Raw genomic sequence first — 18135 nt, forward strand, 5'->3', positions numbered from 1 at the left:
GCATCACCGGCCGAGGATCAAGCTGACATTGCTGCCGCCGAAGGCAAACGAATTGCTCATCACATACTGCGCGCCCGTGCCGCGCGGCAAAAACCGTTCGCTAACGACAAGGTCGAGCGCGGGCAGCGCCGGATCGGCTTCGCCGTCCCACAGATGACGCGGCAAGGCCACCCCTTCGCGCGCCAGCGTCAGCCATGCGAAGCCGAGTTCGGTCGCCCCCGCTGCGCCGAGTTGATGACCGGTCAGCGGCTTGGTGCCGCTGGTCGCGACGCCGTTGGCGAAAACACGCGCCATCAGGTTGGCTTCCATCGCGTCGTTCTTGCGCGTGGCGGTGGCGTGCAGATTCACATAGCCGATCGCTGAAGGCGCGACGCCTGCATCAGCCAGCGCCTCGCGCAACGCGAGTTCGCCGCCGACGCCGTGCGGGTCCGGTGAGGAAATATGATGCGCGTCGCTCGATTCACCGGCGCCCGCGAGTCTCACCGCGGCTTCGTCCCGGCTCATCAGGAACACGGCGGCGCCTTCGCCGACATTGATCCCGCAGCGATTGCGGCTCATCGGATTGGTGCGCACCGCGCTGGTCGATTCGAGCGAAGCAAAACCCTGCACCGTCAGCTCGCACAACGAATCGACACCGCCCACCACCACCGCATCGCATAGTTGCAATTGCAGGAGCCGGCGCGCCGATACGAAGGCTTTCGCGCTCGACGTGCAAGCGGTCGAGATCGTGTACGCGGGACCGTGCAGACCGAGCGCGGCGGCGGCGAACGGCGCCGCGGTACCGATTTCCATCTGCCGGTAATTGAAGTTGGCCGGCAAGTCGCCCGCTTGCGCCTGATAGACGAACGCGGCCTCGGCCGCTTCGATACCGGACGTGCTGGTGCCGAGCACCACACCGATTCGATGCGCGCCGTAACGCTCGCGGGCCGCCTCGATTTCAGGTGCGATCTGTGCGAGCGCGGCGAGGAGCAGACGGTTATTGCGGCAGTCGTAACGTGCGAGTGAAGCCGGCGGCGCGAGGTCGAGCGGTGCGAAAACGCTGCCGACAAATGCCTCGCCGATGCCGGTACGCGCATTCGCCATGCCCGGCGCATGCGCCGCGGCCAGCGCGGGAACGATCGCCTCGAGGCCGTCGCCGAGCGCGTTGATCATGCCGAGCGCGTGCAAATAAACTGATGGCGCGTTCATGCGGCCCTCCTTGATTCCGATGGCATGCCGATCGGCGCGAGCAGTACCGACACCGCAATGCCGAGCGCGAGCGTGGCGCCGAAGCTCTTCAGCGCAGGCATCGCGCTCATGCCGAGCATGCCGAACGACAGCAAGGTCGTCGCCGCCGACAGCAGCACGCCCGTCCACACCGCGCCGAGGTCGGCGTCCGCGCGCAAACAGCCTTCGCGCAGAAACACGGCATAGTTTGCGCCGACGCCGAGCACCAGCATCAGCGCGAGCCAGTTGAAGAGATTGAGCGGCACGTGGACGTAGCCGAATACAGCAAGTGTGACGCCGACCGCGAGCAGCACCGGCATTGTCACGGCAACGCCGCCGCGCACGCTGTCCCCCAATCCCCCAAGGGGACTTCCTGCGGGGCGGGGGACTTGCTTCGGGGCGTAACGCAGTATCAACAACACCAGCACCAGCGCCAATGCACCCGCGAGCCACCAGCCGCTATTCACACGATACGCGCCGAACAGCTTCGATACGCTCGCTGCCTTGTCAACAAAAGCGACGCCTGGCAGCGCCTGTGCAGTGGCGATCAGCGTCGGCTCGTTTTGCGGCGTCACGCCTTGTGGAATCACGACCGCGGCATAGGCTTGGGTGGCCGAATCGACAACGCCCAGCCACAGATGTTTGTACGGCTGCGACCACGGCGCGGCGAGCCACTGGTCGACCGTGAGCACCGGCTGCGGTTTGGCGTACGCGGCGAGCCACGCGTCGGCGACTTCGTCTTTAAAGCCGGCCTGCAACAACGTTGCGCGCAACGCCGCCGGATCGTTGAACACGTGCTGCGCGAGCAGCGCGCGATCTTCGCTCTGCCGTTTCGCGGACGGCACGAACGCCGTCACCGATTGATAGCTGCCGACCTTGTCCGCTGTGCCGTTCAGCGCGTCGAGTTTCGCGCCCAACGCTTCGTCACGTTGCAGCACAATTTCCGGCGTCTCGCCGCGTACGACAAAAAACTGCGCGCTGTTATCGACGCCGACCGCGTCGCGCACCTTATTTTCCTGCGCGACCAGCGACGGGTCGCGCTGAATCAGCAGATGAATATCGTCATCGCTGGTCAGCCGCAACCAGCCCGGAACCGCAACGATCAACAACAACGCGGCGACGAACCACGCACGCTTGCCGCCAATCACGCGATGCCACACCGTCAGCAAACGCGCAGCACCGGCGAATACGCGCTGCGGGCTGCGCTTCGGCGCACGCACCAGCAGTGCGGGCAACAACCACAGCACCGATGCGAACGCCGTCACGATGCCCGCCATCGCGAAGCAGGCGATCTGCTTGAGCGCGGGAAACGGCACCCACGTCAGGATCGCGTAACCGAGCAGGCTGGTGACGAGCGCAACGGTCAACGCCGGACGCACCGCGCGCGCGCCGCGGCGCGCATCCCAATCGCGCCCGCCGCCGAGATAGACCACGAAGTATTGAATCGAATAATCGACCGCTTCGCCGATCAGGCTCGCGCCGAACACCAGCGTCAACAGATGCAGCTTGCCGAACACCAGCATCGTCACGGCCAGCGCGCAAACGATGCCGAGCGCCGTCGAAACAAAGCCGAACAACAGCAAGCGCGGCGAGCGGAATACCCACAGCATCAGCAATGCAATCCCGCATAGCGACGCGACGCCGATCAGATGCACTTCATGTTCGGACGCGCTGCGCGCCGATTCCGCATAGAACACCGCGCCGGTTCTCGCGACCGACACGTCGGGGAACGACTGTTTCAATGCAATTTCGCCGCGTGCGAGCGCATCGAGCACCGCGTGCTGCGTCTTCGATTCGTATGCGGAGCCCGGCAGCGTCGCGACGATCAGCACGCTGGTGGCGGCGCCACGATGCGCGACCAGCAGGTTGTCTTCGAGTTCGAGATTCGATGTTGCCAGCTGCAGGCCGCCGAGCCAATGTTCGAGCCAGCCGAAGGGATCGTCGGCGAGCGGCGTTGTCAGGCCGCCGCGTAACGGGCTGTAGATACGTTGAGCGAGCGCGTCCCCCAATCCCCCAAGGGGACTTCCTTCGGGGCGGGGGACTTCCTGCGGGGCGTCGTGCAATGACGTAGCCGAACCGCCTGCTAGCGCCGCGCGGTCAGCCGGCGCCAGCAAGCCGAAGCGATACGGCATGTACAAGGCGGCGATCTGCGACAGATCGAACGGCGGCAATTCCGCCGTCACCGAGCCGAAAGCCCCGCTCTTCTGCAGTGAAGCGCCGAGTTGTTTCGCCGCCGCTTTCGCGTGCGCATCGTCGTTGCTGGTGACGAGAAAAACCGTACGGTCGCCGAGCGCGCTCGCCAGCGTATCGACCGCTTTTTCGGCGACCGGATCCGCTTCGGTAGCAGGCAGCAACGCGAGCAGATTGGTCTGCAACGGTGACGGCCCGGCGAAACGCCAGCCGCAGTACAGCGCCGCGACGAGCGCGAGCAGCAGCCACGCGGCGCGCATGCCCCACGCCTGTTTCGCGGACCGCTGTTGCAGCACCTGCATTACGGCGCCCCGAACAAAGTGCGCTCGGCAGGCGTCGGCTCGGTGACAGCCGCGCTCTTCGCGAAGTCGAGCTTCGTGATGTCGCCGTTCGCCAGCGTGATGCGCAGGCTTTGCAAATAGTCGCCACCATTCATCTGCAAACCTTTGATCGACTGCGCGATTTGCGGCTGATTCGGCGTCAGTTGCATGCGCCATTGCGCGGCACTGCCTTCGGCCTGCACGTCGAATTGCGAGTACAGCGCCGACAGATCGCCGCCGAGCATCGCGCGCATCATCTTCGAAACTTGCGCGACGCCGCGGGTGCCTTGCGCGCGGTGTGCCGTCACGCGCTGGCCGTTGGCGTTCACTTCAGCGACACCCGCATCGGTGATGACGTAAGTGGCTTTGTACGGCGTGTCGATCTGCCAGATCACACCGCGCTCGCGGAAGAACAACAGCGAACCGGTGCTCACGAGCGGCTGTTTCATCGCGGCGAGCGTTTGTGTCTGCGTGAATTGCGCGCGAACGCCCTTCGCCTGGGCGAGGTGCGAGGCGATCTGCGAGACCAGTGCGGGGTTGCCCGCGTCAGGTGTGGTTGCCGCCGCTAACGCGGGTACGGCTGCCGCCATGTTTAACGCGAGTAACGCGCCCGCAACCATGCCGCGGAAGTTCATCGTGCCCATGCACGCTCCAGTTTGTCGAATACAACCGGCGGCGACACGAACTGCAACTCCTGCGTTGCGGCGTCGACGGCGACCTGGATCGTATAGCCCTTCGTCAGCCGCGTTCCGGATGCGCAATCGACGATTTCATAGCCTATTTTCAGGCGGTTTTCGTGTTCGAGCAGTTGCGCGCGCACTTCGATCTTCTGACCGTAGGTGGCCGGCCGCACATACTTCAGATGCGCCTCGACGATCGGCCACAGATAGCCCGAGGCCTGCATCTCGCGATAGTCGTAGTCGAACGTGCGCAGCAGCGCGGCGCGGCCGATCTCGAAGTACTTCAGATAGTGGCCGTGCCAGCAGACGTTCATCGCATCGACATCGTGAAACGGCACTTCGACCGTCGCGCTCGCCGTCAGCACCTTGCAGGATTCAGTCATGCGCCGGCGCCTCCGCGATAGTCGTCGATCAGATCGCAATCGGCAATCCGCGCGGTCAGCGCACGCAGTTCGCTTTCCAAAGCGCGATCTTCATCGACGAACGGCGATTGCGCCGTCACGCGATCGATGAACGCTTGCAGCGGCGCGGGGACCGGCGTCGTGCCGTCGATGCGCAAACGCAGCCGCGCCGCCTGCACCGTCGCCAGTGTGTGCGCGGCGGCGACCTGCTCGGTCAACTCCAGTACGCGCAAACAGTCGCGCGCGGCGATCGTGCCCATGCTCACTTTGTCCTGATTGTGCGCTTCCGTCGAACGCGAAAACACGCTTGCGGGCATCGTGTTCTTCAACGCTTCGGCGGTCCATGCCGACGATGAAATCTGCACCGCCTTGAAACCGTGATTGATCGCGGCGCGCGCGGGTGCGGCGCCCGACAGATTGCGCGGCAGGCCGTTGTTGAAATTCACATCGACCAGCAGCGCGAGCTGCCGGTCCATCAGATCGGCGAGATTGGCGACCGCCACTTTCAGCGAATCCATCGCGAACGCGATATGGCCGCCGTAGAAGTTGCCGCCGTGCAGCACGCGTTCGTTGTCCGGGTCGATCAGCGGGTTGTCGTTGGCGCTGTTCAGTTCGTTCTCGACATCGCGGCGCATCCACGACAAGGCGTCGCGTGCGACGCCGATCACATGCGGCGCGCAGCGAATCGAGTAACGGTCTTGCAGACGATGCCCCGGCGTATCGTCACGTCCGGCCAGGTCGGCGCGAATCCACGCGGCGGCTTCGGCCTGGCCCGCGTGCGGCTTCACGTCGAACAGCATCGCGTCGAAGTGCGCGGCGCGGCCGTCGAGCGCGACGGTCGAGAGCGCCGTGAGGCGCGCGCTCAGCCGCGTCAGATGATCGGCTCGCGCGAAGGCGAGACAGGCGAGGCCCGTCATCACCGCGGTGCCGTTCATCAGCGCGAGGCCTTCTTTCGGCGCGAGCGTCAACGGGGCGTGGCCGAGTTCGGCCCACACTTCACGCGCATCGCGCAATCGACCTTCGAACATTACGTCGCGCTCGCCGGCCAAGGCCGCGGCGACATACGAGAGCGGCGTCAGATCGCCGCTCGCGCCAACCGAACCTTCGGACGGAATGCGCGGCAACACGCGATGATTGATCAGATCGGCAAGGCGTTCGAGCAACACGGTGCGCACGCCGGAAAAACCATAGGCCAGCGAGTTGAGGCGTGCGGCGATCACCGCGAGTGTTTGCGCGTCGTCGAGATAGGCACCCATGCCGCAGCCGTGATAGCGCGTCAGTTGCAACGGCAACGCTTCGACGAGTTCCATCGGCACGTCGACCACGCACGCGTCGCCATACCCGGTGTTGACGCCATACACGGTGGCGCCCGCCGCGAGATGCCGCCGCAGGAAATCCGCACCGCGTTCGATGCGCTCGCGCCACGCCGGATCGGCGCTCAACGCAACCGGCGCACGATGCCGTGCGATCGAGACGACCTCTTCGATCGTCAGCTTGCGACCGCCCACAACTACCTGCGCCACTGACGCCACCTGCGCGGCGGCATTCGCATCGTCGATCAAATCATGTTCGGCCATTTGCGCCTCGCTTGGGGCTGGCCCAGAAATCGAAAAAGTTGAACCATTGATAAGGCGCCTTGCGGCAATAGTGTTCGAGACGCGCCGCGTAACGCTGCGCCCACGCCGCCAGATGCTGCGCGCGTTCGCGGCGCGGCAACTCGATGCGCTCGGCGAACGGCTCGAAGTAAAGACGATAACCGTCGCGCTCTTTCAGGCAGAAAAACAGATAGACCGGACAGCCTAGCGCATGCGCGAGCACATACGGGCCCTGCGCGAACGGCGCGGTCGAGCCGAGAAATTGCGCTTCGGTCGTTCGGCCCATTTCGTGCGCGGGCACGCGGTCGCCGACGATCACCAGCAACTCGCCCGCGTCGACGCGCTCCTGCATCATCATCGCGGTCTCCGGCCCGAAGTCGCTGACTTCGAGCAGATGCCGCGCGAACTCGCTGTTCGCCGACGCCAGCACGCTATTGAAGCGCCGCGCGTGTTCGGTGTAGACGACCGCCGTGACCTTCGCGTGCGCGCCTTGCGCGGCGAGTGCGCGGGTCATCTCCAGATTGCCGAGATGCGCGCCGATCACGAGCGCGCCCTTGCCGCTCGCGACCAGTGCCTCGAATGCCGACGGATCTTCGAATTCGACGTCCGCATTGCTGACACGGCCGGACCATGCGGCAAGCTTGTCGAAACCGGATTGCGCGAACGCCAGCATGTGCCGATAGGCGGACAGCCATCCTGGACGCGGCGTGCGCTCCTGCGGCGCGGCCCGGCTGAGGTGCGTGAAGTAGTTGCTCGACGCTTCGCGCGCGGCGCGTCCCGTCAGCAGAAAATACCCGACGATCGGATGCAGCCACAGCGCGGTGAAACGGCGGCCGAAGAGCTTGCAGCTGAGCGCGAGCAAGGACATGCCTAAATGACTGCCGCGTTCGGCGATACGCCACCAGTCCTGCTCCTGCTGATCGCTTGTCATGGCGGAGCGCCGCGGCATCACTTTGTGCGCGAGCAGCATCGGCAGACGCCACAGCATGCCGAACACGAGCCGGGTATGACTGCGGCTGATACGCACGTTGTCCCACAGCACGTCGAAATGCGACACGCCATCGGCGGCGTAGGTGACACGCGTGGGGATCGAGCGGAACGCCGCGCGCCGCCAATGGAGACGCACGAGAATCTCGATGTCGAAGTCCATCCGCGTCGGCAATTGCACGCTGTCGATCAACTCGCAGACCAACGCAAGCGGATACAGGCGGAAGCCGCACATCGAATCGCGAATCGTCAGCGAGAGCGTCTCGATCCACACCCACACGTGCGTCAGATAACGGCCGTAGAGGCGCGACTTCGGCACGCTGTCATCGTAGACGGGGCGGCCCAGGATCACCGCACCCGGCTCGGCTTGCGCGGCTTCGATGAAACGCGGCACGTCGGTGGCGTCGTGCTGGCCGTCGGCGTCGATTTGCAGCGCGTGCGTGTAGCCCGCTTTACGTGCCGCCCGCAGGCCGGCCATCACCGCCGCGCCTTTGCCGCCGTTGACCGGCAAGCGCAACAGCGTGAGCTGGCCCGCGTATCGTTGAGCGAGCGCGGCGAGCACCTGCTGGGTCGCCTCATCGCTGCCATCATCGACGACGAAAAGCGGCAACCCATGCACCGCCAGATCGGCGACGGTCGCGCCGATCGCGTCCTTGTGGTTATAGATCGGAATGACAATGCACGCGACGATGCTCATCACGCGGGCTCCCGATACACGATCAAGCCAGACGCGCATTCGCGCCCGTCGAGCCGGTACGCGAACTGTACGCGCCGCCGTGCGGCATCGTGTGCGAGCGTCAGATTCAGCAGCGCGCCCGGCGGCACCGGCGCCGTGAACTTGAGCCGGTCGATCGACGCAAGCTGGCGCACGGCCGGCACGTGTTCGGCGGCCAGACGCATCGCCCAGTCGACCTGCACGACGCCCGGCAGAATCGGCAGACCGGGGAAATGGCCGGCGAAATGCACGAGCGTCGGCGGCACGCGCAGTTCGTAGTGCAGCGTCTCGGCGCAGCGCGCTTCGGCGAGCACTTCGACGCCGTCCGCGCGTGCGTCGAAAGCGGCAGCGACGGCGGCAACGGGCAGCTTGCCACGTGCATCGAACGGCAACGTGATGCGGAAGCGCCAATGGCGCGGCAGCACCACCACATCGAAATACGCGGCCAGATGACGGCGCAAGGTTTGCGCGAGCAGCACGCGGCCCTCGCCGCGCAACGCTTCGCTACCCGCCTCGGTCAGCGCGACCACGGCGCCGACGCGCTCGCGCGAGGCGCCTTCCAGCGGCACGATCGCCGCTTGCGCGACATACGGGTGCAGCGCGACACGCGCTTCGAGTTCCGGCAGCGACACGCGCTTGCCGTCGAGCTTGAGCACGCGATCGAGGCGGCCTTGCAGGCGGAAGCGGCCGTCGGCATCGAAGGCAATTTTGTCGTCGGTACGATGCCAGCCGCGGTGATCGAGATGCGGCGAGCGAACGTTCAGCGCACCGTCTTCGTCGCGGCGCACTTCGATGCCCGCCACGGGTTGCCAAGCATCGGTCTGATCCTGGCGCCGCCACGCGATGCCGCCGGTTTCCGTGCTGCCGTAGATTTCGAGCGGCGCGGCGCCGTAGGCGGCGGCGTATTCCTGTGCGGCTTCCAGTGCGAGCGGGCCGCCGGATGAGAAGAAGGCACGCGGCGCGGGCGTCAACGCGGCGAAGCCGGTCAACGCGGGCCAACGGGACAATTGCGCGGGCGTCGAAACGATCGCCGTCGCGCCGCCTTGCTCGATTTGCGTTTGCAAATGCAGCGGCTCGATGCTGATCGCACGGTCGAACGCGCGGCCTGCGGCGAGCGGCCACAACACGCGAAACAGCAACCCGTAGATATGGTGATGCGGCACGCTGGCGAGCATCGTCGCGTCGCCGATCAAAGCGCCCCACTGCTTTTCGAGCGTATGCACTTCGGCGTTGAACTGCGCGAGCGTCTTGCGGATCGGCTTGGGGGTGCCGCTGCTGCCCGAGGTGTAGAGCGTCAACGGGGCGTGCGGATCGATGACGTGATCGGTGGTTGTTTGCGCATCGGTCGGCGTCAGCGCGAACGCCGCAAGATCCGCGTCGGTCAACACGGCATCGTAGGCTTCGGCAAGATCGGCAAGATAACCGGGGGTCGCATTCGCCGGGATCACCGGCTCCTTGCCGCAAGCGAGCAACGCGAACAGCGCGCAGGCGAATTCGAACGGATCGTCGATGCATAGGGCGTAGCGTTTCGCGTCCTGCTCGCGCAACCTCGCAACGAGGCTCGACACGCGCGCGCGAAACGCCGCGCGATCGAGCACCGCGCCGCCATCGCGGCATACCGGCGCATTCCCAGGAGCATGAGCGGCCGCGGCGTCATGCGTTGCCGACAGCAGATCGTGCAACGCGATCATGCAGCCTCCGAACGCGCGGCTCGCGGCAGCACGACCAGATAACGCCAGAGCACTTCGGCCACCAGCAGCACGCCGATCAGCCCGTATGCAATCGCGCCGTTATAGAGCGACCAGCTCGCGCGGCTCCAGTACAAAGCGGTGTAAGCGGAAAATGCGCCGTTCAGCACGAAGAACACACACCACACCTGCGTCACGTGGCGCGTATGGCGCACTGCGGCCGGCGGCAGATCCGGATTGCCCAGCCGGGCGAATTTTTCGATCATCGACGGCCCGCGCACGAGCGTCGCGCCGAACGCGATCAACAGGCCCAGATTGACGAGCGATGGATAGAGGCGCAACAGCAGCTCGCTATTGGTCAGCACGATCGCCGCCGATGCGCAGCTCAGCAACACGGCCACGGCCCAATCGATCGCGGAGAGCCGCCGCAGCGACGTCGCGACCGCGCCACTGCCCGCCCAGCGTTGCAGCCACAAAATAGCGAACAGCATGCAGCCGACATAGCGCGGCGTGTCCCAACGCCACGCGCACAGAATCAGCGCGGGATACGCGAGTTTCAACGCGACCTGCACAACGGTCCTGGCCCAGCGGCGCTCAGCGCCGGGGGCAGCCTCGCCGCGAGGGCCGGCTGCCGCTTGCATGCGTGAGCGCACGGACGGCATCAGCCCTGCGCCGCCAGCAGCGATTCGACCGCACCGATCACGTCGCCGACCGTGCGCACCGACTTGAACTCTTCCGGCTTGATGCGGCGGCCGGTCATTTCCTGCAATTTGATCGCGAGATCGACTGCATCGATGCTGTCGAGATCGAGGTCTTCGAACAGGTTCGCCTCGGGCGTCACGCGTTCCGGCTCGATCGCGAAGTTCTCTTTGAAGATGGCGCGGATGCGCTCAAGAATATCTGCCTCGGACACGATTTATTCCCCCTTCTTTGTGGTTTCGTTCACAGCGTGCGCCGCTTCGCGCTGACTGGCGACCAGCGCGGCCAGCGTACTGATCGAACGGAAGTGTTCGCGCGTGCGTTCATCGTTCGCTGCAATGGTCAGTTGGTATTGTTTGCGCAGCACGATGCCGATTTCGAGCGCGTCGATCGAGTCGAGACCGATGCCGTCCGTATCGAACAACGGGGCGTCGTCGTCGATATCGGCAGGACTCAGGTCTTCCAGATCGAGCGCTTCGATCAGAAGCTGTTTAATTTCCAGTTTTAAAGAATCCATAATCGAACAGGTGCTGCGTAATGTGTGCTTCGATGGCGCTCGTCACGCTGCGCGCCGCGAGAGACGGTGAAGTGTCGTGGGCCGCAAGCTGCTCGACGCCAAGCGGCTCGAGCACGTTCACGCGCATCCGGAAAGCACGCGCCGGCACGTCGTACCAGCGCATCTGCTTGGTGAACGCCGGCGGATCGCAATCCATCAGCACCGGCACGATCGGCGCGCCGGCTTTCAGCGCCATATGCGCGAAACCGCGTGAAAACGCGTGCAGCCGGTTCGGCGCGGGGCTGCGCGTGCCTTCGGGAAAAATGATCATCGTATAGCCTGCCTCAAGCTGCCGCGCGCCGGCTTCGACGAGCGCCGACGGATCGGCGTTACTCACATATTCAGCCGAGCGCACGATCCCCCAGAAACACGGGTTGCGCCAATGCGCGTTTTTCACCACGCAACAGGCACGCGGCGTCAACGACAGCAGCACCATCACGTCGAGATAAGTCGGATGATTGGCGACGACGATCGCCGGCCCGCCCGCGCGCAACGCCTGTGCACCCGACACCTCGAGCTCCATCACGCCGATACGCTGCAACACTGCGACCAGCGCGCGGAAAAACCAATGGATCACGCTCGTCACCGCACGCTGACGCGACGCCCGATGCGGCCATAGCCACGCGAACGGGAACACCAGCACCGAGAACAGCACGCCGCAGATGCCGAACACCACGAACGCCATGCCTGTCGCGCAGAACCGCCAGCCATAATCAAGCCGCGCAGTCATGCCAGCTCCAATGCCATGTGACGCCTGTACCTTGCCACGCAGCGGACTTGCGAGTGTCGAAACAATGTTGCAGCGCCTGGCTCTGGGTCACAAACCGCTCGTCCACGTCTGCTTCTACGCCCGCTTCCGCCGGGTTTGCTTGCGCAGACCCAGATGCAGATGCAGCCGCCGCACCCGCACCGGACAGCGTGCAGACGAGTTGCCCCACCGCCGTTTCCCTGTTCAGCAGGATCGCGATCGCGCCACCCTGCACTTCATCTTCAATGGTGCCGTACCCGGGATCGGCCGGCTCGTCGGCGTACACCAGCAGCACCGGCGATGCAGGCTGCGTCGCATATTGTGCGTACGCTTCGAGCAGCGCATAGCCGAGCGTTTCGGCGCCGGCGGAGATGGCACTGGCGGCGGAGCGGTCGCCACGCGCAATGCCGAACACACCGGTCATCGCGTTCAGCACGGACAGACTGAAAGCGGTCGGCGACACCGGCTCGCCCGCGCTGATCGAGCGCAGGATGTCGGTAGTGCGCCGTAATTCGCCGTGGCGCGAGGCGAACACGACCCGCGCGTCATCTTGCGCCACGCAATCATGCGCCACCTTCAGGGCGATCCTGGACAAAGTGCTCAGGCGACGCCGCACGATCGGCTCGATAAAGCCGATATCGGGTACGGCAGATGCGGCAGCAGGCCAGCTAGACCAGCGAGCGACCGGAATGGTCCAGTGCAGATCGGGCATATCGGTGTTCGCGCGTAGAAGCGAGGAGAGGCTGAGGATGCCTGACGGGAAACACAGCCGTCACAGCATGTGCGCGCCGCGCGGACCGGCAATCTCCAAACGGGGCTCAATCCAATCTTCTTATAAGGTTCAGCGATTTAACGGCACACGGCCCCAATTATTGAGCCGCCATTGCCGCTTTTACGGTGGATTGTTCAAGGCTCCCTGTGGTCGCCGGAATCATACTGAATATTGTGGATTAAATCAGCCACAAAAGACGTATCCATCTGTATCCGTATCGCGGGTGCGACGGGTGGCTTGACGTCAGCCATCCGCTACTCCCGCGGCACTTGCGCGCACCGCGATTGCGCTGGAAAGCCTCTTGCGCCGGGCTGTCCTGCTGGGCGCCCGGCAAACGCGGGCACGCATTCTTTCATTTACCTTTCTCCATCTCTGTTTCAGTTCGGCACACTTCGACGATTCCGCTCGCCGCGGTGGCTACACGCCACGGGTGCTCGGCTTACGAAAATGGACTGCTACAGCGTTTTATGGATGGCGGCAGTGCCGGATTCAGGCGTCGCGCCCATTCTGGCCTGTTATACTCCGTCCCTCATTGGGGAGTAGCCGCCCCGCGACACGTCCGCGCCGCTGTGATCTGGGTGCGTCGAGCGTGCGATTCGCGGGGGCGCCTGTCAACAGACTTGGCCTGTACGGCCATGGCAGCCGCAGCCTCTGGCCTGGCGAGACCGATGATCCACACGCGCCGCAAGAGGGCCCGGCGTGTCGTGGGTCGTCGCTCGTTCATATCTCGGCCCGGGGAAAATCAAAACGTGGATCACGCTTTTCTCATTTCGGCCGGAGCGGTCGCGCTTGCCGAAATCGGCGACAAGACGCAATTGCTCTCGCTCGTCCTTGCCGCCCGTTATCGCAAGCCGCTGCCGATCATTCTCGGCGTGCTGGTCGCCACCCTCGTCAATCATGCCTGCGCCGGCGCCCTCGGCGCGTGGCTCGGCTCGCTTCTCACGCCAACCATCATGCGTTGGGCGCTGGCTGCGTCATTCATCGCGATGGGCTTGTGGATTCTGGTGCCGGACAAACTCGACGACGAAGAAGCCAGCACCAACCGCACGCACTTCGGCGTGTTCGGCGCGACCGTGGTGACTTTCTTTCTCGCGGAAATGGGCGACAAAACGCAGATCGCGACCGTCGCGCTCGCGGCGCGCTTTCACGATTTCTTCGGTGTGGTGGCGGGCACGACGCTCGGCATGATGATCGCCAACGTGCCGGCGATCCTGCTCGGCGACCGCTTCGCCCATAAGCTGCCGACCAAGCTCGTACACGGCATCGCCGCCGTGATGTTCGTGATTCTGGGGACGATGGCGTTGTTCGGCGTCGGCGTTTAAGCGGGGCGGCCATGAGTGACTGTGGCGGTGGCGGTGCGGTGGCCGCCAGCCTCACAAGCAAGCGGCAAAACAAAGCGGCCCGGCAAGGATGACCTGCCGGGCCGCTTTTTTGTTGCGCCGCAGCGCGCGTAGTTAAGCGAGGCGCTCGCTTACTGCACGACCTTCGCGCCTGACGCCGGCGCTGCGGCAGGCGCGGCGCCCGTTCCGGCAACCTCGTTCGATGCCCCGCCGTCCTTGTCCAGCGGAATCTTCACCGTGTGCACGACGCCGTTGCCGAGCGGGAAGTCGGCCAGCGCACTGCGCGCCAGATAAGGCATGGCCCGCACCAACGACGATTCGCCGCCGGAGTTGCGCGCGGTCACGTTATAGACCTCCTTGCCGGTTGTACGCTCGGTGATCCGCACGCCGAGCAGATGCGTATAGATCGGGTAGCTCTGATTCACGTACCCGACCGGGTATGGCCCCCACGGTCCCCACGGGTCGAACGGCCGGCCCCAATAAGGCGCCGGCCAAGGGTTGTAGTAGACCGGCTCGGCCACCGTCACCATGTCCGAGCGAATGCCATACGACAGCCCGACCAGATAACGCGCCTGCGATGCGTCGACCTGACGGAACGCATGCGGCGCGAGTTCGTTGGCGACAATGCGCTCGTAGGTGGAGAGTTCGAGGTTGTTCTTTTGATCCGCCGCCCGGGTGAACGCATAGGTCCGGGTGGCGTCGTTGCCGCTCCAGTCGGAGAAGGCCGTGACCTGGGTGGTCACGTAGGTCGTGCAGCCGGACAGCAGCACCGTCAGCGTCGCTAGCAGCAGCGTGGCGCGGCGGGTCCATCGATCGATGTTCATGGTCTACCTCGTGTTACCTGTTATCGCCAGTCTTGACCGGGTTCGTGCGTCCGCATGCTTTCGTGCATTAAGGCGCGCCTCGCTAAGGCGCGCCACGCAAAAGCGCGACCGATAATACGCTGACCTGGCGATTCGGTAAAAAGTTCGCCCCGCACGATCCGCCGAGGCTTTGTACAATGGCTCGACAAGCCCGGCTCGCGTGTCCTTCCCGCGCGTGACGGCTCGAGTCCCATCACTACAGAACGCCATGGCCGATACCGCAACGCCCAATGTGATCCGCCGCGCCGATTACGCGCCGCCCGCCTTCCTGATCGACACCGTCGCACTGGAGTTCGATCTGGTCCCCGAACGTACCGCCGTCAAAAACACGATGCGTGTGCGCCGCAATCCGGACGCCGCCCGCGCCGCGCATTTCGAATTGATGGGCGAACAACTCGAGTTCGTCAGCGCCGCGATCGACGGTGCGCCCTTTACCAATACGCAGGCGCACGAGCACGGCTTGATCCTCGACAACGTGCCCGACGCTTTCGAGCTGACGCTCGTCAGCATTTGCAATCCCGCGGAGAACACCACGCTATCGGGCCTGTATGTGTCGGGCGGCAACTTCTTCACGCAGTGCGAGGCCGAGGGCTTTCGCCGCATTACCTATTTCCTCGACCGCCCGGATGTGATGGCGACCTTCACGGTCACGCTGCGCGCCGACAAGACCGACTATCCGGTGCTGCTGTCGAACGGCAACCTGCTCGAAGAAGGCGATCTGCCGGACGGCCGCCATTTCGCCCGTTGGGAAGATCCGTTCAGGAAGCCGAGCTATCTGTTCGCTTTGGTCGCGGGCAAGCTGGTCGCGCTCGAAGAACGCGTGAAGAGCGGCTCGGGCAAGGACAAGCTGTTGCAAGTATGGGTCGAACCGCACGACCTGGACAAGACCCGTCACGCGATGGATTCGCTGATCCACTCGATCCGCTGGGACGAGGAGCGCTTCGGGCTCGAACTCGATCTGGACCGCTTCATGATCGTCGCGGTGAGCGACTTCAACATGGGCGCGATGGAGAACAAGGGGCTCAACATCTTCAACACGAAGTACGTGCTGGCGAACCCCGAAACGGCAACGGACACCGACTTTGCGAACATCGAGGCGGTGGTCGGCCATGAATACTTCCACAACTGGACCGGCAACCGCGTGACTTGCCGCGACTGGTTCCAGTTGAGCCTGAAAGAAGGCCTGACGGTGTTCCGCGATCAGGAATTCTCGGCCGACATGGCCGGCGGCGCGACGGATGAAGCCGCGCGCGCCACCAAACGCATCGAGGACGTGCGCGTGCTGCGCCAGATGCAGTTCGCCGAAGATGCCGGTCCGATGGCGCATCCGGTACGCCCGGAAAGCTACGTCGAGATCAACAACTTCTACACGATGACGGTCTACGAGAAAGGCTCGGAAGTCGTGCGGATGTATCAGACGCTGTTCGGCCGCGACGGTTTTCGCAAGGGCATGGACCTGTACTTCAAGCGCCACGACGGGCAGGCCGTGACCTGCGACGATTTCCGTCACGCGCTTGCCGATGCGAACGGCCGCGATCTCGCGCAATTCGAGCGCTGGTACAGCCAGGCCGGCACGCCGCGCGTGTCCGTTCGAACCACCTACGACGCCGCGCAACAACGCTACAGCGTGACGCTCACGCAAGGTTACGGCGAGGCCGCGCCGGCCGCGCGTGAAACGCAAAAAGGACCGCTGCTGATCCCGTTCGCGATCGGCCTGATCGGCAAGGATGGCGCGGATCTGCCGCTGCAACTGGAGGGCGAAGCCCAAGCCGGCCCCGCCACCACGCGTGTGCTCGAATTCACGCAGACCGAACAGACCTTCACGTTCGTCAACGTCGCGCAAGAACCGCTGCCGTCGTTGCTGCGCAATTTCTCGGCGCCGGTGATCGTCGAATACGACTATTCGGCCGACCAGTTGGCGTTCCTGCTCGCGCATGACAGCGACCCGTTCAACCGCTGGGAAGCCGGTCAACGGCTCGCCACGCGCGAATTGCTGGGGCTGGCCGGGCGCGCGGCGGCCGGCGCGCCGCTGCAACTCGACGATTCGGTAGTCGCCGCGTTCGCCCGCGTACTGACCGACGAGACGCTCTCGCCGGCGTTCCGCGAATTGGCGCTGATGCTGCCGTCGGAAGCGTATCTGGCCGAACAGATGACCGAATCGAATCCGGCGGCGGTTCACGCGGCACGCCAGTTCGTGCGCAAGCGTCTCGCGAACGCGCTGAAGAAAGACTGGCTGACGGTGTACGAGCAACATGGCACGCCGGGCGAATACGAGGCGACGCCGACCGCTTCGGGTCACCGCGCGTTGAAGAATCTCGCGCTGTCGTATCTCGCGGAACTGGACGATCCGGCTGACGCCGTGCGCCTCGCGTCCGCGCAGTACGACGCGGCCAACAACATGACCGACCGCTCGGCGGCGTTGTCGGCACTGCTCAATGCGGCGGCGGCCAACGGCGGCAGCGTGGAGGCGCAGCAGGCGCTGGACGACTTCTACCGGCGCTTCGAAAAGGAGCCGCTCGTCATCGACAAGTGGTTCGCTTTGCAAGCAACACAACGCGGCAGCGCGCAGCGGCCGGTGATCGACATCGTGCGCAAGCTGATGGCGCATCCGGCGTTCAACCTGAAGAACCCGAATCGCGCGCGCTCGCTGATTTTCAGCTTCTGCGCAGCGAACCCGGCGCAGTTCCATGCTGAAGATGGCTCGGGCTACGCGTTCTGGGCAGACCAGGTGATCGCGCTCGACGCACTCAATCCGCAAGTGGCCGCACGCCTCGCCCGCTCGCTGGAATTGTGGCGCCGCTTTACGCCGACGCTGCGCGAAGGCATGCGCGCGGCGTTGGAAAAAGTCGCTTCGCAGGTGAAGTCGCGCGACGTGCGGGAGATTGTGGAGAAGGCGCTGGCGTGACGACTATCTGAAAGCACTTTTGGCATGCAAAGAGCCGGCACGTGTTGCCGGCTCTTTTTCGTCCTGACGCGGCGGTTTGACGGTCACGTTAGCCATCTGGACGACTGTTCGTATCGTATTGGCAGGGCGAAAGTAAGCGCGTTCATTTAACGGTTTACGTTTAACGCTACGCGTTATATCATCCCATGATCACGACATTCGGCGACAAAGCTACAGCGAGAATCTTTCAGGGCAGGTTCGTGCATTCACTGCCGCTTCACATGCAGGCACTCGCACGGCGCAAGCTGCTGATGATCGACGCGGCCAATTCGATCATCAGCTTGCATACGCCGCCCGGCAACCGGCTCGAAGCTTTGCAGGGTCAGCGCAGCGGGCAATGGAGCATTCGCATCAACGCGCAGTGGCGCATCTGTTTTCATTTTGTCGACGGCGAGGCCGCTGAATGTCGAGATTGTCGACTATCACTGATT

The 18135-nt window shown here is 64.5% G+C and carries 15 protein-coding genes, 1 pseudogene and 1 riboswitch; of the genes and pseudogenes, 3 read left to right on the top strand and 13 right to left on the bottom strand.

Features of this window, described 5'->3' with window-relative positions:
* Positions 1-3: 3 nt before the first annotated feature.
* Genes AC3WOG_RS16175 through AC3WOG_RS16230 form a run of 12 tightly spaced genes read right to left on the bottom strand, consistent with a single transcriptional unit; the run spans position 4 to position 12497 of the window.
* Positions 4-1188 (bottom strand): beta-ketoacyl-[acyl-carrier-protein] synthase family protein, encoded by a 1185-nt coding sequence (locus tag AC3WOG_RS16175; protein ID WP_492578923.1) that lies wholly within the window; start codon positions 1186-1188, stop codon positions 4-6.
* Complete coding sequence (locus AC3WOG_RS16180; protein WP_492578924.1) at positions 1185-3698, bottom strand: MMPL family transporter; 2514 nt, start codon at positions 3696-3698, stop codon at positions 1185-1187. The genes AC3WOG_RS16175 and AC3WOG_RS16180 overlap by 4 nt, the downstream gene beginning before the upstream one ends.
* Positions 3698-4360 (bottom strand): outer membrane lipoprotein carrier protein LolA, encoded by a 663-nt coding sequence (locus AC3WOG_RS16185; protein WP_492578925.1) that lies wholly within the window; start codon positions 4358-4360, stop codon positions 3698-3700. The genes AC3WOG_RS16180 and AC3WOG_RS16185 overlap by 1 nt, the downstream gene beginning before the upstream one ends.
* Complete coding sequence (locus AC3WOG_RS16190; protein ID WP_492578926.1) at positions 4348-4779, bottom strand: acyl-CoA thioesterase; 432 nt, start codon at positions 4777-4779, stop codon at positions 4348-4350. The genes AC3WOG_RS16185 and AC3WOG_RS16190 overlap by 13 nt, the downstream gene beginning before the upstream one ends.
* Positions 4776-6374, bottom strand: a complete 1599-nt coding sequence (locus AC3WOG_RS16195; protein ID WP_492578927.1) for an HAL/PAL/TAL family ammonia-lyase — start codon at positions 6372-6374, stop codon at positions 4776-4778. Before AC3WOG_RS16195 ends, AC3WOG_RS16190 begins: the two co-directional genes overlap by 4 nt.
* On the bottom strand, positions 6361-8076 hold the full coding sequence (locus AC3WOG_RS16200; protein WP_492578928.1) for a glycosyltransferase family 2 protein: 1716 nt from the start codon (positions 8074-8076) through the stop codon (positions 6361-6363). The genes AC3WOG_RS16195 and AC3WOG_RS16200 overlap by 14 nt, the downstream gene beginning before the upstream one ends.
* Positions 8076-9785, bottom strand: a complete 1710-nt coding sequence (locus tag AC3WOG_RS16205; RefSeq protein ID WP_492578929.1) for an ApeI family dehydratase — start codon at positions 9783-9785, stop codon at positions 8076-8078. Before AC3WOG_RS16205 ends, AC3WOG_RS16200 begins: the two co-directional genes overlap by 1 nt.
* Positions 9782-10444, bottom strand: coding sequence for a COG4648 family protein (locus AC3WOG_RS16210; RefSeq protein ID WP_492578930.1), 663 nt, complete (start codon positions 10442-10444; stop codon positions 9782-9784). Before AC3WOG_RS16210 ends, AC3WOG_RS16205 begins: the two co-directional genes overlap by 4 nt.
* Positions 10444-10695, bottom strand: a complete 252-nt coding sequence (locus AC3WOG_RS16215; RefSeq protein ID WP_115098760.1) for an acyl carrier protein — start codon at positions 10693-10695, stop codon at positions 10444-10446. The genes AC3WOG_RS16210 and AC3WOG_RS16215 overlap by 1 nt, the downstream gene beginning before the upstream one ends.
* A gap of 3 nt (positions 10696-10698) precedes the next feature.
* On the bottom strand, positions 10699-10998 hold the full coding sequence (locus tag AC3WOG_RS16220) for a phosphopantetheine-binding protein (protein WP_492578931.1): 300 nt from the start codon (positions 10996-10998) through the stop codon (positions 10699-10701).
* Positions 10973-11767, bottom strand: coding sequence for a lysophospholipid acyltransferase family protein (locus tag AC3WOG_RS16225; protein WP_492578932.1), 795 nt, complete (start codon positions 11765-11767; stop codon positions 10973-10975). Before AC3WOG_RS16225 ends, AC3WOG_RS16220 begins: the two co-directional genes overlap by 26 nt.
* Entirely contained in the window at positions 11751-12497 is a 747-nt protein-coding gene (locus AC3WOG_RS16230) for a beta-ketoacyl synthase chain length factor (RefSeq protein WP_492578933.1), read from the bottom strand. Before AC3WOG_RS16230 ends, AC3WOG_RS16225 begins: the two co-directional genes overlap by 17 nt.
* A gap of 582 nt (positions 12498-13079) precedes the next feature.
* A riboswitch (yybP-ykoY riboswitch) is annotated at positions 13080-13300 on the top strand.
* A gap of 6 nt (positions 13301-13306) precedes the next feature.
* On the opposite strand from AC3WOG_RS16230, the gene AC3WOG_RS16235 reads away from it, so the two are divergent.
* Positions 13307-13879: a TMEM165/GDT1 family protein gene (locus AC3WOG_RS16235; protein WP_492578934.1), complete on the top strand. Its 573-nt coding sequence runs from the start codon at positions 13307-13309 to the stop codon at positions 13877-13879.
* 149 nt (positions 13880-14028) lie between these two features.
* Here the strand turns inward: AC3WOG_RS16235 and AC3WOG_RS16240 are convergent, their stop codons facing one another.
* On the bottom strand, positions 14029-14721 hold the full coding sequence (locus AC3WOG_RS16240; RefSeq protein ID WP_492578935.1) for a DUF4136 domain-containing protein: 693 nt from the start codon (positions 14719-14721) through the stop codon (positions 14029-14031).
* A gap of 247 nt (positions 14722-14968) precedes the next feature.
* Here AC3WOG_RS16240 and pepN point away from each other — a divergent pair, with 247 nt between their 5' ends.
* Together pepN and AC3WOG_RS16250 are read left to right on the top strand one after the other, a co-directional pair.
* Positions 14969-17665 carry an aminopeptidase N gene (gene pepN, locus AC3WOG_RS16245; protein WP_492578936.1) on the top strand — a complete coding sequence of 899 codons (2697 nt, stop codon included), beginning with the start codon at positions 14969-14971 and terminating at the stop codon, positions 17663-17665.
* Between the two features lie 185 nt (positions 17666-17850).
* Positions 17851-18133 (top strand): annotated as a pseudogene (locus AC3WOG_RS16250) (type II toxin-antitoxin system RelE/ParE family toxin).
* Positions 18134-18135: the final 2 nt, after the last annotated feature.

The organism is Paraburkholderia sp. FW306-02-B, from assembly GCF_058782725.1.